Source organism: Boudabousia liubingyangii (genome assembly GCF_001907245.1).
Lineage (GTDB): Bacteria > Actinomycetota > Actinomycetes > Actinomycetales > Actinomycetaceae > Boudabousia > Boudabousia liubingyangii.
Map to the genome: position 1 here is coordinate 285089 of NZ_MQSU01000003.1, position 19783 is coordinate 304871.

Sequence of the window (19783 nt, forward strand, 5' to 3'; positions counted from 1 at the left end):
GTCGGGCCACAAAAATATGGCGAGGAAGCGCCCTCGCCCGGGCCTAAAGTCCGCTAAACTGGCCACAATGATTCCCGGTTAACCAGCCGAAACCAAAACGAACCCGGAAAACAGGAGCCAAAACCATGAACAAAACCCGCAAACTCCTAGCCCTCAGCCTCATGACCATCATGCCCCTAGGCCTCAGCGCCTGCGGTGGCAGCGCTGACACCGGTCTAGAAGCAGATCCGAAGACCTCAGAGATCCTTGACGTTCGCACCCCCGCGGAATTCGCAGAAGGACACCTCGAAGGCGCAAAGAATATCGACTTTAACGACGCCAACTTCAAGACTGAGGTGCAAAAGCTCGACCCAAAGGGCAGCTACGTGCTCTACTGCCGCTCTGGAAACCGTGCCGGTAAAGCCCTGTCCGTTATGAAAGAAATGGGCTTCGAACACCTAGCCAACCTTGGTAGTCTAGACTCTGCCCATCACGCCACGGGCAAGGAAATCGTCAAGTAATAAGGAATCTGAGAAAACCCCATGGGTGTTGAAACGCTAAACTTCCCGCACGCCGTAATCGTCACCAACGCTGATCATGATTTAGCGCAAGTGGGGGAGGTCGATACCGTTTTCCCCCTCGCCTCAGTGACTAAACTCTTCGCCGCCTGGGCAGTAGCAGTAGAAGTAGAGCGAGGAACCATTAGCTACACGGACCCCTGCGGTCCGGAAGGCTCCACCCTAGAACACCTGATGTCCCATGCGGCAGGACTAGATTTCGACTCTGACCAGATCATTACCGAAGTTGGGACTCGCCGAATCTACTCCAACCGATCTATCGAGTTGGGGACTGACTGCGCAGCTAAGAATGCCGGCGTCAGCGCCATTGAGCTAATCCAGCGGAACGTCATCGAACCGCTGGGAATCAGCAGCTGGAAACTAGCGGGCTCCGTGGCCCACGCAGGATACATTAACGCGCGTGACCTAGCGGTTTTCGCCCGCGAAGTCTTACGGCCAACCCTGATCAGTGAAGCGTTCGCCCAGGAAGTCCTGCGCGTTCACTACCCGGAACTGGTGGGTATTGTTCCCGGATTCGGGCATCAGGATCCCAATAGCTGGTCCCTAGGTTTTGAAGTCAAAGGCAATAAGACCCCGCACTGGACTGCCCCCGATACTGACCCTGATACGGTCGGACATTTTGGGCAGTCGGGATCGTTCCTCTGGGCCTCCCGTAAAAGTGGTCTAGCTGCGGTTTTTGTCGGTGAGAAACCATTTAGTGCCGCCCATAAGGCCATCTGGCCGCAGCTAAATTCGCAAATTTGGCGTGACTTTGGCCCTAAAAACGGCAATTAAACATCTAGACCACTGGTCTAATTGAAAATCTGGTGGTCTAAATATGAGGGCGGGCAAATTCCTTAAAAATCGCGGAAAATAGCGGTTTTGCTTCCTCGTTTTGTAATCGAAATGCAATCTTCGTGGGTTGAAAGCTGGTCTGCTACTGGTTATACTCGTGAGCAAGCGCATAACAATGTGCGTAACAAAGCAGTTTCAACTGAAAGCTCGATGAAGAGGATTGAATATGCGGATCACTAAGAAAGCCACCGCTCTAGTTGCAGCACTAGCCGTATCCACCATGGGTCTAGCCGCTTGCTCCAACGACAGCGCTGACGCCCCCAAGGACGGCAAGACCGCAACCAAGTCTGCCGAAGCTCCGAAGGAAGACGCCAAGCCGGGTGAAAAGGTAAAGATTACCTACCTGCACCGTCTACCTGACAAGGACAACATGATTAAAGTCGCTGAATCCGTCAAGCGCTTTAACGAAGAAAACCCCGATATTGAGGTTGTCGCTGAAAAGTTCCCCGGCAAGGCTGATGAAGCTGCTGCCGCTATTCACAAGCGCGTCGAAGCTGGCGAACCCGGCCAGGGCTTCTGCCTAGCCCAGATTGGCTACGGCGAAATCGCTGCTCACTACGTTGCTGGCGACCTAGACAACGTTGCTGAAGAAGCCAAGGAATACGAAGGTAACTTCTTCGCTGGCCCCATGGGACAGATGAAGCTAGGCGACGTCACTGTTGGTCTACCTCAGGACATTGGCCCGCTAATCTACACCTACGACAAGGAAGAATTCGACAAGCTAGGCATCACCGCCCCCAAGACCTGGGACGAATTCATTGCCGCTGCTGAAAAGGCCAAGGCTGCTGGTAAGTACATTGCTACCTTCCAGTCCGACGAAGGCCCCTACCGCCTATCCGGTCTAGCTGCCTCTAACGGCGCTACCTGGTTCAACGCTTCCGGCGATGCTTGGAAGATTGACGTAAACGGCGAAAAGACCCAGCAGATTGCTGAAAAGGTTCAGACCATGCTGGACAAGGGCCTAATGCTACCCACCGCTCGTTGGGACGACGCTGACTTCTCTGCCAAGCTCAAGGACAAGACCATCATCGGTACTGTCTCTGCTGGTTGGGAACCCGGCTTCATGCTAGGTGCTCTAGGCGTTGACAAGGCCAACTGGCAGGTCGCTCCGATCCCGACCCTAGACGGCAACCCCGCTACCGGCGCTGACGGTGGTTCCGGCGTAGCTGTGCTAAAGGGCTGCAACCACAAGAAGGAAGCTCTAAAGTTCGCTAACTGGTACAACACCCAGGTTAAGGACCTAGGCTCCCAGGGTCTAATCATCGCTACCAACGTTGGTGTTCCGGAAACCCCGGCTGAAGTCAAGGCCCTCTTCGGTGGCCAGGACGTCATGAAGGAAATCGCCGACATTGCTAAGAGCATGAACCCGAACTTCCCGTACCTACCCACCTGGCCGGCCGTCTACACCAAGATTGGTGAAGTAACCGGTGAGGTCGCCAAGGGCGAAGCAAAGGTTGCTGATGTCTTCAAGGCTGCACAGGAAGAAGCTGTGAAGTCCATGAAGGACAAGAACCTGCCGGTCGCGGAATGATCCGCTGAATCGCAGATTCAACAACATAACTAAATGTTCCGTGGCCCGGTGCCTCAAGCTTGAGGGCCGGGCCACGGCCACGAACAAAACAAAATCGGGACTTTGACCAAGGGAGGTTTCCTAGATGGCAACAACACCGGTCCCCATCGCCGCAGATGAACTGATCGGGGACGAAGAAAATCTAAAGAGCATTAAAGCCCGTCAACGGCGTAATGCTTTATACGGCTGGGCCTTTTTAGCGCCCTTCATCCTATTCTTCGTAGTTAGCTTCCTAATTCCCATCATTGTCTCCGTCATCTCCGCCTTCTACAAGGAAACCGCCTCTGGTGGTGGCCTCTACGGTGGCGGCGAAAAAACCCTCACCTTCGTCTGGTTCGACAACTTCATCACCGTAATCAAAGACACCGACTTCTGGGTCGGCATGGGCCGCGTCCTACTATTCGGTGTTATCCAGATTCCGGTAATGATCGGTGGAGCCCTAGCCCTAGCCCTGCTCCTAGACTCACTATTCGTCAAGCGAGTCACCTTCTTCCGGCTCTCCTACTTCCTGCCCTACGCAGTCCCCGGCATCATCGCAGCCATGATGTGGATCTTCATGTACAACCCCAACTTCGGTCCGGTTGGCAAGATCATGCCCTTCTCCATGTTTGACCGTCACGTCATGCTCTTCTCTATGGCGAACATGACCACCTGGACCTTCACCGGTTACAACATGCTGATCTTCCTGGCTGCCCTACAGGCCATCCCCACGGATCTATACGAAGCAGCCCGACTAGATGGTGCCAGCGAATTCAAGATCGTCACCAAGATCAAGATCCCCATGCTAAAGGGTGCCGCACTACTAGCCATCCTGCTCTCCATCATCGGTACCGTCCAGCTGTTCAATGAACCGGCAGCACTAAGCGTTACCAACCCCGATATGGGCGGTAAATACACCCCCATGATGATGGCCTACAACGCCATGATGGGAAATATCTCGCCATCAGGTGCCGGCCCGGCAAACGCTGTCTCACTACTAATGGCAGTCTTCGCCGCAGCACTTGCATTCCTGTACACCTACGTCCAGAAGAAGGTGGACTGAAATGAGTCTCTTTACCCCCAAAGTTGCCACCCTACCCGACGGTCGCACCTACACTCCCTCGGTCGGTAAGCACCCCCGCTCGCTAGAACCCAGCCTGCTAAAGCGCAGCATCACGAAGATCGTGCTGATCATCGTCGCACTCTACTTCATCCTGCCGCTAATCTGGATTCTTTTCGCCTCCACCAAGAGCAACGTGGCGATGCAGAACTCCTTCGCCTTCTGGTTCGCGGATGAAAACAACGTCGCCGCCAACTACAAGGAACTAATCGGCTGGTCGCACAACAACTTCTGGTGGTGGGTCTTCAACTCGGTCCTCTACTCAGGTATCGCTGGCGTCGTAGGCACCTTCATTTCGGTAGCTGCCGGATACGGTCTAGCTAAGTTCAAGTTCCGCGGTTCCGGCACGGTCCAGCTTATGATCCTAGCCGGGCTACTACTGCCCATCGCGCTACTAACCATTCCGCTGTACACGGTTATGACCTACCTGCACCTAAACAACACCATGTGGGCCGTGATCATCCCCTCCTGCGTCAGCCCCTTCGGTGTCTTCCTAGGTCGCATGTACGCCGAAACCTCAGTCCCGGATGAACTGCTAGAAGCCGCCCGCATTGATGGCTCAGGCGAATTCCGCACCTTCTTCACCATGGTGCTACGCCTACTAGCCCCCGCGATGGTAACCATCTTCCTATTCATCTTCGTGGCCACCTGGAACAACTTCCTACTGCCCTTGATGATGATTCAGACCGAATCGAAGATGCCCGTTACCCTGGGCCTCTATGGCATGATGTCCTACTTCGACGCTCAAAAGGGCGCCGTGATCATGGGTGCACTATTCGGTGTTATCCCGCTGATCGTCATCTTCCTCTTCCTGCAGCGCTTCTGGCAGGCTGGCCTAGCCGCCGGTTCCGTCAAGGGCTGATAGGTCACGGAAACGACCATAACTAAATACTGTTCAATGGTTCAGAAATGACCAGATTGCAGGCAAAACACCTGCGAATAGTCGACATTGAACAACACTCGCTCTAGATAGCAGAGTGACAAGCCACAAACAATCCGGTTAGGGAATACTCACCCTAACCGGATTGTTGAATTCGGGTAGACTCTAAAAGACAAAAAATCGCGATGACGTCAGCAAGGTCTGACTATCAGGAGGACGGATGTCGACCACGACCCGCACCCGAAAAAAGAACCAAAACACCAGGTTCCAGCGAGTCATGCTCAGCCTCAAACAAGACCGGCTAGCCATGATCTCCATCATCTGGATTGGAATCGTTTTACTAATCGCCCTAATCGGACCCGAATTACTAAACCTATTCGGTCGGGACCCCCAAAAATACAACCTCGACGCCCTCGACGACCTAGCACAGCCCGCCGGCTTCGGCGGTGGCATGAGCTGGGCACACCCCTTCGGCGTGGAACCCCTAACCGGCCGCGACATGTTCGCAATCGTCATCGCCGGTACCCGCACCTCCGTCCTCATTGGTATCGGTGCCACCATCATCGCGACCATCATCGCGCTCATCCTAGGTATTTCCGCTGGCTACGTAGGCGGCATCTACGACACCATCATTTCGCGATTCATTGACATCCTGCTGGGCTTCCCGTCCCTGATCTTCATGATCGCCCTGGGGGCCATCATCCCCGCCTCCGTTCCCCGGCCACTACTGATCACCGTGATCATTGGCCTCTTCGGTTGGGCCTCCATGGCGCGCGTGATTCGCGCAGAGACCCTCTCGCTGAAAAACCGACCCTTCGTGGTCGCGGCCCGTGCCGTAGGGACCAGCCCGCTACGCACTATCATCCGTGAAATCCTGCCCAACCTGATGGCCACCATTATCGTGCTGACCACCATGTCCGTCCCCGGCAAGATTGGGGCCGAGGCCGCGCTATCCTTCCTAGGCGTAGGCGTACCCCCGCCCACGCCCTCCTGGGGTCGCACCATCCGCTCAGCCGCGGATTGGATCCAGGTAGACCCCATGTACATCACCTTCCCGGCCCTGGCACTAGTGCTGCTCACCCTGGCTTTCAACACTGCCGGTGATGCTCTGCGTGACGCCCTAGACCCGCGCACCCAGGCCCGCGTTGACAGTTCAGCTGCCACCGCGGATGCTGCTTCCGACGCCTCTGCCCAGGCGGCTGCCCCCGGCGACCTTAACGCTGCCGAGGCCGCACAGGCCGAAACCCAAGACCAACTAGAAGCCCAGCAAATGGTTGCGGCAGAAAGCCCCGTGGCAACTGAAACAGATGCCGCCCAGATCGAAGAGGAAGGAGAGCGACTATGAAACCGGCACTTTACTGGATCCGACGCTTCCTAGGCGGCATCCTGGTCCTCATCCTGGTTGCCTTCATTACCTTCGCGATCTTCAACCTCTGGCCCTCAGACCCGGCCCTAGCCATCTGCGGTAAGCCCTGTACCCCGGAACGTCGCGCCCTAGCGGAAGAAGTTATGGGCACCGGCTACCCGTGGTACCAGCAGTTCTGGATGTACCTAGCGGGCATCTTTACCGGCCGCACCTTCGGTTCCGGCGCGGCTGCGATCCACTGCTCCGCCCCCTGCCTGGGATACTCCTTCCGGATGGGCGAGGCCGTCACTCCGCTAATCGCTTCCCGACTGCCCGTGACCGCCTCACTAGCTATCTTCGCGGCAATCCTCTGGGTCACCATCGGTATCATTGCCGGCGTTTTTGCCGCCCTTTACCGGGGCCGTCCGCTGGACCGTGTCATCATGACCGGGGCCGTCCTGGGTGTTTCCACCCCGGCATACCTATTCGGTCTGGCTGGCATTTTGCTCTTCGGCTTCACCCTAGGCTGGCTGCCGGTCAGTGACTACGTGGCCTTCAGCAAGAGTCCCGCCCAGTGGTTCACCCACCTGATCATGCCCGCGACCGTACTGGCCTTGCTTTACATGGCTGTTTACGCCCGCCTCGTGCGCGGCAATATGATCGAACAGCTAGGACAGGACTACATCATCACCGCCCGCGCAAAGGGTGCCAGCGAAAAGCGCGTCATCTGGCGTCACGCGCTACCCGGTGTGCTACTGCCCGTCGTGACCCTCTTCGGTTTGGACCTTGGCGGTCTACTGGGTGGTGCGGTAATCACCGAATCCGTGTTCTCACTACCGGGCCTAGGTGGCCTGCTCATGGATGCCGTTTCGGGCACTGACCTGCACCTAATCACCGGCCTTGTCCTACTATCTGCGACCTTCGTGATCGTGGCGAATCTGATCGTTGATGCCCTGCACACGATCCTTGACCCGCGCGTGGCCCGCTAAGGAAAATCATGAGAAAACTAGCTTCCCGAAAGAAGAAAATCGCGGCCTTCGCGGCCCTAGCCCTATCCCTGAGCGCCTGCGCGAATACCGGTCTGGGCGTTGATGGTCCCACCGCGCTAGAAAAACAGATTCTGCCCACCATTGAGCCGGTCCACAAGGGCGGCACCCTGACCATTCTGGACTCTGCGAAAGACCCCGGTTTCGACCCGGCGCGTTCGCAGTCCCTAGCGGTCACCTCAGCTGGTCTAGTGCACCGACGCTTGACCACCTGGCAGATCCTGCCCGGCCAGGAACCCAAGGTCGTGCCCGACCTAGCAACCGACACTGGTCGCGTCAGCCCGGACGGTAAAACCTGGGAGTTCACTCTTAAGGATGACCTGAAGTTCGAAGACGGCACTCCCATTACCAGTGCCGACATTAAGTACGGTCTGGAGCGATCTTTCGCCCCGACCCTCTCTGGCGGCTTGGGCTACCACAAGACCCTGCTGGCTAATACTGATGGCTACAAGGGACCTTACGAGGGTGCACACCTAGACTCCATCGAAACCCCCGATGAGAAGACCATCCGCTTCCACCTGCGCATCCCTTACGGTGACTGGCCCTGGATTACCTCCCTGCCGGCTTTCGCGCCCGTCCCCAAGGCGAAGGATAACCCGGAAGGATACGCCCGTGCCCCGATCGCCTCTGGCCCGTACCGCATTGCCGAATACCGCACTGGCGTGTTCGTGCAGATGGAACGTAACCCCTACTGGAGCAATGATGACGTCCGCCTAGCTGGCCCCGACCACATCAAGTTCTCCCTGGGTAATGACCCGGTGGTTTCGGCCCAAAAGCTGATTTACGGTCAGGCCCAGTATGAGGATACTTTCAGCTCTTCTAAGGTCCCGGCTGCCCAGTTGATTACGGCCGCCCAGTCCGAGGTCGTCGGCCAGCGTCTACAGATCCCGGATCCCGGTCCGCTCCTGTACTTGGCGATTAACACTAAGCAGGTTAAGGACGTTCACGTTCGTCGCGCCTTCAACTATGCGATCGATAAGAGCGCGGTTAACAAGGCGGCCGGCGGTCAGCTAGCTGGCGCTATCGCGACCACCCTGATTACTCCCGGTATTCCGGGCCGTGAGAAGTTCGACCTGTACCCCGCCCCGCCCACGGGCGACCTAGATAAGGCCCGTGAGGAACTAAAGCAGGCGCAGGATGTGCCCAAGCGCCCCCTCGTCTTGATTACCAAGAATAAGAACGAGGACGTCCTGCGTGCCGAGGCCGTGGCCCGCTCGATCAGCCAGTTGGGCCTGAAGGTCCGCATCGAACCGGTGGAGTCCTCGGTCTACTCTGAGCGCACCACCCAGGGCCCGGGCGATACCTACGATATGGCGATTGCTTCTTGGAACCCGGACTTCCCGGCTGCTAACTCCAATATTCAGCCCCTGTATGCCTCCAGTGAGTCTGGTGGCGGCGGTTCTAACCGTTCGCGTTTTGAGGACCCGAAGATCGATGAGATGATCTCGGCCGCTAGTGCGGAATTGGATCCGGAAAAGGCTAAGCAGATGTGGGCGGCGACGGACCGCGCGATTATGGAACTGGCGCCCTCGGTGCCGTTGGTTTACCAGCGTTTCTCTTACCTCCGAGGTCGCAACGTCACCAACTTCTATGTAGGTTCCTTCCCATCCTACCCGAACTACCTGATTGTGGGGGTAAAGCCGTGAGCCACGATAAGGAAACAGTGAACATGGATAACCAAAACGAGTTGGAAAACGGGCAGCTTACGGAAGCTGCGCGTGACCGTATCGCAGCCTCGGCCCCGACCCGCACCCGCGTTCGTGACGCGGCAGAAGAGGCCGTCGCGAAAGCTGAACCCGTTACGGAACCTGCGCCTGAAGCTGAAGCTGTAGTGGAAGCCGAAGCCGAAGCAGCAACGGAACCTCAGGCGGAAGCCAAGCCGGAACCGGCCCCAGAAACCCAGCCACGCTCGCTACCCGAGCACACCATCCTGCTAGCCCAGGACATTTCCGTGCGCTTCCCCGGCAGCGCGCAAGCAGCCGTGAAGGACGCCGACCTGGAAATCAAACACGGTGAAGTCACCGCCCTAGTGGGGGAGTCCGGCTCCGGTAAATCCGTGACCGCCCGCGCCATCATGGGACTGCTAGGCAAGCGCGTGGAGGTAGGCGGCAGCGCCGTCCTCTCTGGCCGTAAAGACAACCCGAACCTGCAGCTGATCGGTGCCGGTAGCCAGATCATGCGTGAGGTCCGTGGGGCCCGCATCGCCATGGTCTTCCAGGAACCCACCACTGCGATGAACCCCCTCATGACCATCGGTGATCAGATCGATGAAGTCATGTTGATCCATAAGGACGCGGACCGGAAGGAAGCCCGCGAACGCAGCCTCGAGCTACTGGGCGAGGTCGGCCTACAAGACCCGCAGCGCGTCTACCGCTCCTACCCGCACCAGGTCTCTGGCGGCCAGTTGCAGCGTGCCTGCATCGCCATGGCCATCGCTTGCCGCCCCTGCGTGGTGATCGCGGACGAACCCACCACCGCCCTAGACATGCTGGCCCAGAAGCAGATTCTGGACCTCCTACGTCGCCTCTGCCGCGAACGCCGCATTGGCATCCTGCTGATCACCCACGATATGGGTGTAGTCGCGGACCTAGCTGATCGCGTGATCGTCCTTCGTCGCGGTCAGGTCGAGGAAGCCGGCCCAGTCGAGCAGGTCTTCTACCACCCGCAGGCCCCCTACACGCAGAAACTACTGGCATCCGTGCCGCGTCTGGGCCACACCCTGCAGGCCCAGGTTTCTGACGGGGAAGTCTCTGACGAGGAAGCCCGCGCTTCCGTTAACGCCCTGCTGGACCCGGTCCTGCCCGAACCGAAACTCAAGCGTAAGGGGGCAGACGAACAGCCCCTAGCGGTTGAGGTCAAGAACCTGAGCGTCGTCTACCCGGGCGGCACCAAGGCCCTCTCTGACGTGTCTTTTGACCTGCCAGCCGGTGAAATCCTAGCCCTAGTGGGCCAGTCCGGTTCCGGTAAATCCACCCTAGGCGCCACCATCTACGGTCAGGTTAAAGCCACTGAAGGTGAAGTTCGCCTAGCCGGCGAAAAGGTCAGTGCCCTACGTGGTGGGGCTCGCCGTCGCGCCTTAGCCCGCGTGGGCGTGGTCTTCCAGAACCCGGCGGCCTCCCTGAACCCGCGTCGGACCGTAATCGAATCGGTGGCCGAACCCCTGCGTACCCACACGAAACTCTCTGCGGCAGAACGTCGGGAACGAGCCCTGCACGCTTTGAAGGCGGCCCGGTTCGACCCGCAGTTGGCCTATCGTTACCCGCATGAGCTCTCTGGCGGTCAGCGTCAGCGCGTGGCCATTGCCCGCGCGATTGTCCTACGACCCACCCTGGTGATTGCCGACGAGCCGACCTCGGCACTGGACGTTTCCGTCCAGGCGCAGGTGCTGGCAACCCTAGCGGACCTCCAGGAACGCATGGGCTTCGCCTGCCTGCTAATCACCCACGACCTAGCGGTCGTGGAACAGCTAGCCTCCCGCACCATTGTGCTCAAGTCCGGGGAAGTGATGGAAGCCGGGTCCACCAAGCAGATCCTGCAGGACCCGCAGACCAAGTACACCCAGGACCTAATCAACGCGGTACCCGTCGCGGACCCGCGTGAGCAAGCCGCCCGTCGGGAAGCTGCCGCCGCCGGAAAGGTGGCGACCGTGGGGGAGTCGGTAGCGCCCTCGGCCGAATAGGGGACCTGAGGTAGCATAGAGGTATGGGAACAGCACTTATTACTGGCGCCACCTCTGGGATTGGCGAGGAATTCGCGTGGCAGCTAGCCGCCGCCGGGCACGACCTGGTGATCGTGGCTCGCCGCACGGAAGTCCTAGAGCAACTGGCCGAAAAGATCCGCAATGCCGCCAACGTCAACGTGGAGGTCCTACCTGCGGACCTGGCCGACCGTGAACAGTTGCAGAAGGTCGCCGACCGCCTAGCCGACCCGGCACGTCCCGTGGGCCTCCTGGTCAACAATGCCGGCATGGCCCTGGGGCAGCACTTCGTCACCGGGGATCTGGCTCGCGAAGAACTGGCCCTAGACCTGATGGTCAAGGCCCCCATGGTGCTTTCCCAGGCGGCCGGACAGGCCATGTCCAAACGAGGACGCGGCGCCATCCTGAACGTCTCATCCATCGCCTCCCGCACCGCGTACGGCACCTACGCCGCCCACAAGGCCTGGTTGCGTTCCTTCAGTGAAGGCCTAGATCAGGCCCTGCGTCCCCACGGCGTGACCGTCACCGCGCTCATGCCCGGCTGGGTCCACACGGGCTTCCACGACGCGGCCGGCTTGGACGATTCCATCTGGCCCTGGTGGGCTTGGATTAACGTCGAAAAACTAGTCCGTGATGCCCTTACCGCTGTTCGTCGTGGCCGGGCCGAGGTCGTGCCCTCCGTCCGCTACCAGATTGTCGACGCGGTCCTACACCACGCTCCACGCCCGGTGGTGAAGATGTTTACCGGTAAGGTCCGGGAAGGCAAAGAACCAATCGTCTAAGTGTGAGGTAGTCAGGGAGCGTCGATTTCTAGGCCCCTGAACGCCCAAATGAGGGTACTATCTTTCCTTGATAGGAAGGTGCGCTAACCGGATCAGCGGCGGGTGCGCCCTCGGCACTAAAAGCAGGGCCCCAAACCCGGGTGCGCCCCACCAAAAACTAAAAAACCGGGACCCGAACCCTAAAGGCAGGAAACGCATGAACTCATACAATGACCAGCAAAAAGGCCGCCTAGCTGAACTAGTCCAGGAACTGGCCGTCGTCCGCGGGGAAGTTACCCTAGCTTCGGGCCTAAAGTCAGATTTTTACGTTGACATGCGTCGCGCAACCCTGCATCACGAGGCCGCCCCGCTAATCGGTCACGTCATGCTAGACATGCTAGAAGAGGCCGGTTTTGGCCCCGACGATATTGACGCCGTGGGCGGCCTAACCATGGGTGCAGACCCGGTTGCTACCGCCATCATGCACGCTGCTGCCTCTCGTGGCCTGAACATTGACGCTTTCGTGGTTCGTAAAGAAGCTAAGGACCACGGCATGAAGCGCCAGATTGAAGGCCCGGACATTAAGGGTCGTCGCGTGGTGATCCTAGAAGATACCTCCACCACCGGTGGTTCCCCGCTGACTGCTGCTCAGGCAGCGCGCGACGCGGGTGCGGAAGTACTGACCGTGGCGGTGGTTGTGGACCGCAACACCGGTGCCGCTGAACGCATTAAGGAAGCCGGTTTTGGTTACCTCTACGCCCTCGGACTTGAGGATCTAAACCTTGGCTGAACTGCAGCCCGAAACTGACGCTACCCAGGCTCAGGGACAGGTGGAAGCCGAAGCTACCCAGGTTGAGGCGCAGCCGGAACCTGACGCTACTCAGGCTGACAACCAGTCTGAAACTGGCGCCCCGCAGGCTGAAGTAGGAGTCGGTCCTTGGCCGGGCGGGCCCGAAAACTGGCCCACCGAAGACCACTACGATCCGGAACTCTTAGCTGAGGGGGACCGTCGGAACGTCCTCGACGAATACCGCTACTGGAAACTCAGTGCGATTGTCGCCGACCTAGACACTAAGCGTCGCGGATTCCACGTGGCCATTGAAAATCTGGGGCACGACTTCAATATCGGGTCCATTATTCGCACCGCTAACTCGCAGGGCGTGGCCACGGTACACATCGTGGGACGTAAGCGTTTTAACCGACGCGGAGCCATGGTCACCGACCGCTACCTGCACCTATTCCACCACCCCACGGTGGAAGATTTCGTGAAGTGGTGTGAAGCCGCGGGCGTGAACCTAGTGGGGATCGATATCCTGCCCGGCGCGAAGCCCATTGAGGCAGAAGCGCTACCGGAACAGGCCATGTTGGTCTTCGGTACGGAGTCTGAAGGCTTGAGCGCGGAAATGCTGGCTGCCTGCCCGCAGGTTCGCTACATTCAGCAGTACGGTTCGACCCGTTCCATGAACGTGGGGCATGCCGCGGCGATTGCCATGTGGGCTTGGAACCAGCAGTGTAACGCCGGTGAACTGGTAGCGTCGAACCCGCACTCAAAGTAGCTGAAAAGGCGTGCTTACGACTCTTTAGCTAGTAGGTAGTTGTTGGCAAATTAAGACTTTTGGCCCTTCCCCTAAGTGGGGAGGGGCCATTTAATAATTTCACTGCCGGCGAGTTTTGATAAAAGCAGTCCCTAGGGGTGCACTTAGGGCCTGTGTTGTGGGACAATCGATAGTGTAATCGTCTACATAAGGAGGCCCATAAAAGTGGCAATCGCAACCCCAGAGATTTACAACGAAATGTTGGACCGCGCCCGCGACGGCAAGTTCGCTTACCCGGCCATCAACGTTACCTCTTCCCAGACCCTAACCGCTGCTATCCGCGGTTTCGCTGAAGCAGAGTCTGACGGCATCATCCAGGTGTCCGTTGGTGGCGCTGAATACTGGTCTGGTTCCACCGTTAAGGACCGTGTCGCTGGCTCCCTAGCGATGGCCGCTTACGCCCGTGAAATCGCCAAGAACTACGATGTTACCGTCGCTCTACACACCGACCACTGCGCCAAGCAGAACATCGATTCTTGGATCCGCCCCATCATGGAACTAGAAGCTGAAGAAGTTAAGGCTGGTCGTCTACCCTTCTTCCAGTCCCACATGTGGGACGGCTCCGCTGTTCCGTTGGACGAAAACCTAGAAATCGCTAAGGAACTGCTAGCCCTATCCGTTAAGGCTAACACCATCCTAGAAATCGAAATCGGCGTTGTTGGTGGCGAAGAAGACGGCGTTAAGGCCGAAATCAACGAAAAGCTCTACACCACCACCGAAGATGCTCTAAAGACCGTTGAGGCTCTAGGCCTAGGCGAAAACGGCCGCTACATTACCGCTCTAACCTTCGGTAACGTACACGGTGTTTACAAGCCCGGTGCAGTTAAGCTACGTCCCGAAATCCTGGGCCAGATCCAGGAAGAGGTCGCTGCCAAGGTTGGTAAGGAACAGCCCTTCGACCTAGTCATGCACGGTGGCTCCGGCTCCACCGCTGAAGAAATCGCTACCGCTGTCCGCAACGGCGTCATCAAGATGAACGTCGACACCGACACCCAGTACGCCTTCACCCGCCCGGTCGCCGACTGGATGCTAAAGAACTACGACGGCGTCCTAAAGGTCGACGGCGAAGTTGGCAACAAGAAGCAGTACGACCCCCGCGCATGGGGCAAGGCTGCCGAAGAAGGCATGGCCGCCCGCGTTGTCGAAGCCTGTGAGCGTCTGGGCTCCGTTGGTAAGAAGATGCGCTGAAACTAGCCATCTAAACGGCTAACAGCCACAGCTGACAGCAACGACTAACAGTCAAGCGAAACAGCTTACGGGTGGGGCCGGAAGGGAAACCTTCCGGCCCCACCCCTTTTTCATCTCACACGCGGCTTAGCGCCCTCAATCCCAGCGGTGCTCGCTCCTTTTTTCCGCCTTTCCCGCTTTTTTTTCCCCCCCCCCCCCCCGCAAAAAACAGTCGCGGTCCACCTCGGCCTAGGTACAAAAATCCGCCCCCAACCAAGACGTCAGGGGCGGAAAAAGAATAAGTACCGGCTCTTAATGCTCAGCATCCCGATCCGGGAGCGGCTGATACTTACGGCCATTAGGCAGCGCATACATGAGGATCACCATGGGGATCAGCAACAGTAGCGAATGACCGGTCGAAAGCGTCTTCTGGACTAGTGGCAAGATCACCGGCAGTAGGAAGACCGCCGCGCCACCACCCAGGGACGAATAAGCAGCCGCCTGGTTGGCAGAAATACCCGGAAGCGCAACCAGGTCGTCCACCGTAATCGGGTAAAGCAGAGCAGTTCCCATGCCGGCAATAATCAAGCCCGCAACCAGCTGCGGGGTATTAACGCCCAAACTTACGATCGCGGTGCCCACAATCGTCGCAACCACAGAGGCAGACAAAATATAGCGCCAACGAATCAAGAAGGAAGCGGATAGACGGCCAATAGCGACGCCCAGCGGGAAGACCGCGCCCAGTGACGCGGCGGTCGCGACAGGCACGTTAATCTGTACTAGGCGGGCCACGCCCCAAGTGTAGAGGGCGAACTCAGGAAGCAAACTGAGGAAGACCCGGAAGGAACCAATAAAGATACGGTTGAACTGTAGCCAGTGGTTAATATTCGGGGCCTCGCTGGCCGGGACGTACTCGCTGACCGTAAGGTCGGGGATGTGCACGTTAGAGGCCGAGGTAGCCATGGTCGCACGTGCTAGCTCGTCGTCAGCAACGTTTTCTGGGCCACCGAAGGCCTGAACGGTACCAACCTCACCGAAGGTGTCAGAGAAGTCCTTACGGCGCTTGCGTCCTCGACGGCCCTTCCAACGTTCTGCGTAGGCAGAGGGCGTATTCACGAAGTCCACGTTCTTAATAGTGGCCAATACGAAGATCGCCGGGAAGGTCATAATGAGCGCGGCCCAACGACCCTGGAAACCGGGGATCGAATCAATAAAACCGTAAACCAGCGGGGTCACCACGGAAGCTGCCGAGGAAGCCCCATTAGCCAGCGCAATATCGCGCGCACGACGCGGACCAGCCAATACCGCCGGCACAATCAAAATCACCAAAGAGGAACCCAAGCCCGTGAAGAGGCCGGAAAGAATGATCAACCAGCGGAAGGGTGCGAAGGCTAGGCCGGTAGCACCCAAGATCACCATGTAAGAAGCGAGGCGTAGGATCGTGCCGGCCGTGAACTCAAGCAGCCAACGAGAGATCAAGCTGAAAAGCATCATGCCCAAGCCTAGGAAGGAACCTAGGATAGCGAAGTCGTTGATCTCCACTCCGAAGGTGCGAGCCAAAAGGGCAATCAGGGAGCCAACGCCACCAACGTTAGCGCCAACGGCTAATTCAGATACGAAGGTCGCTGCGAAGATACGCGGGCGACTTGAAGCGGCTGAAGGGGCTCCGGTGGAACTTTGGGAAGTGGTTTCACTCATTAGTGTTGCTCTGGGATCCTAGTCTAGAAATGGGTAAAAGTTAAAAGTTTCGTTCTATTTTAAAGGTTTTCAATGAACCAATCGGCCCGATCAGTGAAGATAGCGGTCACACCCCAGTTGAACAACTGGTTTGCCTGCGCGCTGCCATTAACCGTCCAGGGGCGAACTTCTAGGCCTTCATTACGGAACTGGGCCACTAGCTCAGCGGTTAGGTGGGCAGCTTCGGGGTGAATCGCCGTGGCTCCTACCATCTCACAGATGGTCTTCCAGCCGAGTTCTAGGGCGAGGTGCTCAAATAGGGCACCTCGGGGGAACTGTGGTGCTACCTCTTGTGCGGTGGCCAGTAGTAGGGGGTTGAAGGATGAGATTACTACTCGGTTCGGATCATCGAAGCGAGTCAGTTCCTTGACGGCGGATTCCACTAGATGACGTGCGGCCTGAGCCCCATTGGGGGTGGGCTTAAGCTCCAAGTTTAGGTTTAGGCCGTGCTCCAAGCACAGATCCACTACCTCGCTAAGGACTGGCAGGGGAGTGTTCTTGAACTGGGGGCCAAACCAAGCGCCGGCATCTACCTGGGAAAGGTCCTCCCGGCGAAGATCGGCACATGGGCCTGAAGCGTTTGTGGTGCGATCAAGGGTGGCATCATGGCAGATCAGCAGGGTACCGTCGTGGCAGATATCTACGTCTGTTTCGATCCATTTGGCTCCGCCTTCCGCGGCAGCTTGGAAGGAGGGTAGGGTGTTTTCGGGGAAGCGGCTGGGAATGCCGCGGTGTGCCCAGAACTGATCAGCGGTCCTAGTGGCGTTAACTTGTACCATCAGTACCCTCCTTCGGGTGCGAAATGACCATTATTGTCACAAAGGCCTAGTCAAACTGTGCTGTGCGCACAGTTTACCTGTGTTATCTGGCCTTAACTGAGTACTACTCTATGCCCAAAAAGCCGATTGTGCTCACTGAAGACCAATGGGATAAACAAGTGAACAACTATGCGGCGGAACGCGAGCCTAGAAGGCGGGCGAATCCCCAGCTGAAGGGGGCGTAAAACCGCCACGAATCATTGACGGTTCAAAGACTTCGTCATCGTCGTCGTCAGTGAAAGTAGCGTACCCATTAAGGGATTCTTCACCCTCGTAGGGATCAAGGAAGGCGGCCTCATCCGGACGGTGTTCCAAGACCTCATGGATATAAGACTCAGTGGCCTCTTCGAGGGGCACATCATGGCCGCGTTGCTCGGCCATAAACCAGCGGTGTTCCAAAACCTCGTGGAAGATCTGGGCGGGTTCGAGCTTACTGCGCAGCTCACGGGGGATGGCTGCGATGACGGGTTCGTAGATTTCTGCCAACCAGGCGTGGGCGACCATTTCGATCGGTTCGTCTTGGCGACCCTTCCACCAGCGGTAGGTTTCAAGGTCATTGAGCATACGTTGGGCCTGTAGTTCGCCCACATCCAAACCGGTTAGGCGCATAATCTGACGGTGGTAGTGTCCCGCATCTACAACCTTCGGCTGGATGCGCATGGTGGCACCGGAAATATCGGTTTCCATGGTCAGTTCGCCCACGTCAAAGCCCAATTCGTTGAGTCGCTTAATGCGTTCGGTGACGCGCCAGCGGTCATCACGGCTGAAGGATTCGGCCGCGGTTAGTTCGGCCCAGAGGGCATCGTAACGTTCGGCGATCCGGTTACCGATTTCGATGACGTCAATGTCTTCGGCCATGAAGGAGCCGGCCTGGAGGTCCATTAGTTCACCAATGATATTGGTGCGGGCCAGGTCCACATCGTATTCTCGCTGGCCGGGGGTGAGCTTATGGTGGAGCTCGCCAGTTTCCGCGTCCACTAGGTAGGCGGCGAAGGCACCGGCGTCGCGTCGGAACAGGGTGTTTGAAAGCGAAACGTCACCCCAGTAGAAACCCAGTAGGTGCAGGCGCACTAGCAGTACGGCTAGGGAGTCAATCAGACGGGTGGCAGTTTCGGGGCGCATGTACTGGGCGAACAGGGCGCGGTAGGGCAGTGAGAACTGGAGGTGTTCGGTAATGAGCGCACAGTTAAGTTCTTCGCCGTTTTTGTCGGTGCGACCAGTGACGACCGCGGTGGGTTGTACGCAGGGGGCGTCCAAGCGGTTCAGGTCGCGCAGGATTTGGTATTCGTGGTGGGCGACGCTTTCGCCGATCTCTTTAATGGCGATAATCCGGCCGGAGAGGTTTACGAAACGGACCACGTGCCTTGAAATACCACGAGGTAGCGCAGCTAGGTATTCGCTGGGCCAGTCCGCTAGGGGTAGTTCCCATGGCAGGTCCAGTAGGGCCGGGTCGACGTTGGCAGCTCGGATTTGTAATGAAGCGCTTGGCATAGTTCTATTCTAACGGGCTGTGCCCCGACTGGATAGCCAGCCGGGGCACAGTTAAGAAGCTAAATCTATGTGATTAAGCTCAGGCGGGAAGACGTTCACCGGTTGCTGCAGAGAACAGGTGAGCCTGGCCTTCCTTGATTCGTACGTTGAGGACGGAACCCGGTTCCGGAGCGGTACGCGGGGGAACGCGAACGATCAGGTCGGTGGTGCCGCCGTGTAGCTTGCCGTAAACGTAGGAGTCAGAGCCTAGTTCTTCGACGAAGTCCACGCTGACGGGGATGGCGCCGGCGGTGTCGCTAGAGACAACCTCTAGGGATTCGGGGCGGAAGCCAATGGTGATTTCACCGTTGTCAGCTTCGGTGACGGCCTTTAGGGTGGCTTCAGAGAGCGGAATCTTGGCGCCACCTAGGACGGCGACGTTTCCTTCAACGCTGAAGCGGCCCATGTTCATGGCGGGGGAGCCAATGAAGCCGGCAACGAATTCGTTAGCGGGCTTGTCGTACATTTCTTCCGGAGTGCCAACCTGCTGTAGGAGGCCATCCTTTAGTACGGCGATGCGGTCACCCATGGTCAGAGCTTCGGTCTGGTCGTGGGTAACGTAGACGGTGGTGACGCCCAGGGAGCGCTGTAGGGCAGCGATCTGGGTACGGGTCTGCACACGGAGTTTCGCATCCAAGTTGGATAGCGGTTCGTCCATGAGGAACACCTGGGGCTTACGGACGATTGCGCGACCCATGGCGACACGCTGACGCTGACCACCAGATAGTGCCTTAGGCTTACGGTCTAGGTACTGGGTTAGGTCTAGGCGTTCGGCGGCTTCTTCCACGCGACGCTTGATTTCATCCTTCGGGACACCGGCGATCTTCAGTGCGAAACCCATGTTGTCACGAACTGACATGTGGGGGTATAGCGCGTAGTTCTGGAACACCATTGCGATGTCGCGGTTCTTGGGCTGAACGTCAGTGACGTCCTTGTCGCCAATGTAGATACGGCCAGAGTTTACGTCTTCTAGGCCGGCTAGCATACGTAGCGAGGTGGACTTACCACAGCCAGAAGGACCAACGAGGACTAGGAATTCGCCGTCCTCAATCTTTAGTTCTAGCTGGTCCACAGCGGGCTTGTCTGCACCGGGGTAGACGCGGGTGGCCTTATCAAAGGTTACTGTTGCCATTGTTTAATTTTTCCC

The 19783-nt window shown here is 57.9% G+C and carries 17 protein-coding genes; 13 read left to right on the forward strand and 4 right to left on the reverse strand.

The window, feature by feature from the left end; translation table 11 throughout:
• Positions 1–125: 125 nt before the first annotated feature.
• From BSR28_RS05925 to fbaA, 13 genes are all read left to right on the forward strand, one after another.
• Positions 126–500 (forward strand): rhodanese-like domain-containing protein, encoded by a 375-nt coding sequence (locus BSR28_RS05925; RefSeq protein WP_198928937.1) that lies wholly within the window; start codon positions 126–128, stop codon positions 498–500.
• 21 nt (positions 501–521) lie between these two features.
• A complete protein-coding gene (locus BSR28_RS05930; protein ID WP_073713623.1) occupies positions 522–1331 on the forward strand; it encodes a serine hydrolase domain-containing protein in 810 nt (269 codons plus the stop codon).
• A 226-nt stretch (positions 1332–1557) separates the two neighbouring features.
• Complete coding sequence (locus tag BSR28_RS05935) at positions 1558–2922, forward strand: ABC transporter substrate-binding protein (RefSeq protein ID WP_073713624.1); 1365 nt, start codon at positions 1558–1560, stop codon at positions 2920–2922.
• Positions 2923–3046: 124 nt separating this feature from the next.
• The gene (locus tag BSR28_RS05940; protein ID WP_073713625.1) at positions 3047–4003 is read left to right on the forward strand and encodes a carbohydrate ABC transporter permease; all 957 of its coding nucleotides are present in this window, start codon (positions 3047–3049) and stop codon (positions 4001–4003) included.
• Between the two features lies 1 nt (position 4004).
• A complete protein-coding gene (locus BSR28_RS05945) occupies positions 4005–4922 on the forward strand; it encodes a carbohydrate ABC transporter permease (protein WP_073709292.1) in 918 nt (305 codons plus the stop codon).
• Between the two features lie 238 nt (positions 4923–5160).
• A complete protein-coding gene (locus BSR28_RS05950; protein ID WP_073713626.1) occupies positions 5161–6285 on the forward strand; it encodes an ABC transporter permease in 1125 nt (374 codons plus the stop codon).
• A complete protein-coding gene (locus tag BSR28_RS05955; RefSeq protein WP_073709290.1) occupies positions 6282–7274 on the forward strand; it encodes an ABC transporter permease in 993 nt (330 codons plus the stop codon). The genes BSR28_RS05950 and BSR28_RS05955 overlap by 4 nt, the downstream gene beginning before the upstream one ends.
• Before the next feature lie 8 nt (positions 7275–7282).
• The gene (locus tag BSR28_RS05960) at positions 7283–8977 is read left to right on the forward strand and encodes an ABC transporter substrate-binding protein (protein WP_073709289.1); all 1695 of its coding nucleotides are present in this window, start codon (positions 7283–7285) and stop codon (positions 8975–8977) included.
• Positions 8978–9000: 23 nt separating this feature from the next.
• The gene (locus BSR28_RS05965) at positions 9001–11010 is read left to right on the forward strand and encodes a dipeptide ABC transporter ATP-binding protein (RefSeq protein ID WP_083563127.1); all 2010 of its coding nucleotides are present in this window, start codon (positions 9001–9003) and stop codon (positions 11008–11010) included.
• Positions 11011–11033: 23 nt separating this feature from the next.
• Positions 11034–11810: an SDR family NAD(P)-dependent oxidoreductase gene (locus BSR28_RS05970; RefSeq protein ID WP_073709288.1), complete on the forward strand. Its 777-nt coding sequence runs from the start codon at positions 11034–11036 to the stop codon at positions 11808–11810.
• A 196-nt stretch (positions 11811–12006) separates the two neighbouring features.
• On the forward strand, positions 12007–12579 hold the full coding sequence (pyrE, locus tag BSR28_RS05975) for an orotate phosphoribosyltransferase (RefSeq protein WP_073709287.1): 573 nt from the start codon (positions 12007–12009) through the stop codon (positions 12577–12579).
• The gene (locus BSR28_RS05980; RefSeq protein ID WP_233120619.1) at positions 12572–13345 is read left to right on the forward strand and encodes a TrmH family RNA methyltransferase; all 774 of its coding nucleotides are present in this window, start codon (positions 12572–12574) and stop codon (positions 13343–13345) included. Before pyrE ends, BSR28_RS05980 begins: the two co-directional genes overlap by 8 nt.
• 204 nt (positions 13346–13549) lie before the next feature.
• On the forward strand, positions 13550–14572 hold the full coding sequence (gene fbaA / locus BSR28_RS05985; protein ID WP_073709286.1) for a class II fructose-bisphosphate aldolase: 1023 nt from the start codon (positions 13550–13552) through the stop codon (positions 14570–14572).
• 291 nt (positions 14573–14863) lie between these two features.
• Here fbaA and BSR28_RS05990 read toward each other — a convergent pair whose 3' ends face one another.
• From BSR28_RS05990 to BSR28_RS06005, 4 genes are all read right to left on the reverse strand, one after another.
• A complete protein-coding gene (locus tag BSR28_RS05990; protein WP_073709285.1) occupies positions 14864–16249 on the reverse strand; it encodes an MFS transporter in 1386 nt (461 codons plus the stop codon).
• A 59-nt stretch (positions 16250–16308) separates the two neighbouring features.
• A complete protein-coding gene (locus BSR28_RS05995; protein ID WP_073713627.1) occupies positions 16309–17067 on the reverse strand; it encodes a glycerophosphodiester phosphodiesterase family protein in 759 nt (252 codons plus the stop codon).
• A 186-nt stretch (positions 17068–17253) separates the two neighbouring features.
• Positions 17254–18597 carry a DUF4032 domain-containing protein gene (locus BSR28_RS06000; RefSeq protein WP_073709283.1) on the reverse strand — a complete coding sequence of 448 codons (1344 nt, stop codon included), beginning with the start codon at positions 18595–18597 and terminating at the stop codon, positions 17254–17256.
• Between the two features lie 79 nt (positions 18598–18676).
• Positions 18677–19768, reverse strand: coding sequence for an ABC transporter ATP-binding protein (locus BSR28_RS06005; RefSeq protein WP_073709282.1), 1092 nt, complete (start codon positions 19766–19768; stop codon positions 18677–18679).
• Between the last annotated feature and the right edge of the window lie 15 nt (positions 19769–19783).

Coding starts and splice junctions, on each gene's coding strand:
- BSR28_RS05925 (WP_198928937.1), top strand. CDS start 126: ATGAACAAAACCCGCAAACTCCTAGCCCTCAGCCTCATGACCATCATG.
- BSR28_RS05930 (WP_073713623.1), top strand. CDS start 522: ATGGGTGTTGAAACGCTAAACTTCCCGCACGCCGTAATCGTCACCAAC.
- BSR28_RS05935 (WP_073713624.1), top strand. CDS start 1,558: ATGCGGATCACTAAGAAAGCCACCGCTCTAGTTGCAGCACTAGCCGTA.
- BSR28_RS05940 (WP_073713625.1), top strand. CDS start 3,047: ATGGCAACAACACCGGTCCCCATCGCCGCAGATGAACTGATCGGGGAC.
- BSR28_RS05945 (WP_073709292.1), top strand. CDS start 4,005: ATGAGTCTCTTTACCCCCAAAGTTGCCACCCTACCCGACGGTCGCACC.
- BSR28_RS05950 (WP_073713626.1), top strand. CDS start 5,161: ATGTCGACCACGACCCGCACCCGAAAAAAGAACCAAAACACCAGGTTC.
- BSR28_RS05955 (WP_073709290.1), top strand. CDS start 6,282: ATGAAACCGGCACTTTACTGGATCCGACGCTTCCTAGGCGGCATCCTG.
- BSR28_RS05960 (WP_073709289.1), top strand. CDS start 7,283: ATGAGAAAACTAGCTTCCCGAAAGAAGAAAATCGCGGCCTTCGCGGCC.
- BSR28_RS05965 (WP_083563127.1), top strand. CDS start 9,001: ATGGATAACCAAAACGAGTTGGAAAACGGGCAGCTTACGGAAGCTGCG.
- BSR28_RS05970 (WP_073709288.1), top strand. CDS start 11,034: ATGGGAACAGCACTTATTACTGGCGCCACCTCTGGGATTGGCGAGGAA.
- pyrE (WP_073709287.1), top strand. CDS start 12,007: ATGAACTCATACAATGACCAGCAAAAAGGCCGCCTAGCTGAACTAGTC.
- BSR28_RS05990 (WP_073709285.1), bottom strand. CDS start 16,249: ATGAGTGAAACCACTTCCCAAAGTTCCACCGGAGCCCCTTCAGCCGCT.
- BSR28_RS05995 (WP_073713627.1), bottom strand. CDS start 17,067: ATGGTACAAGTTAACGCCACTAGGACCGCTGATCAGTTCTGGGCACAC.
- BSR28_RS06000 (WP_073709283.1), bottom strand. CDS start 18,597: ATGCCAAGCGCTTCATTACAAATCCGAGCTGCCAACGTCGACCCGGCC.
- BSR28_RS06005 (WP_073709282.1), bottom strand. CDS start 19,768: ATGGCAACAGTAACCTTTGATAAGGCCACCCGCGTCTACCCCGGTGCA.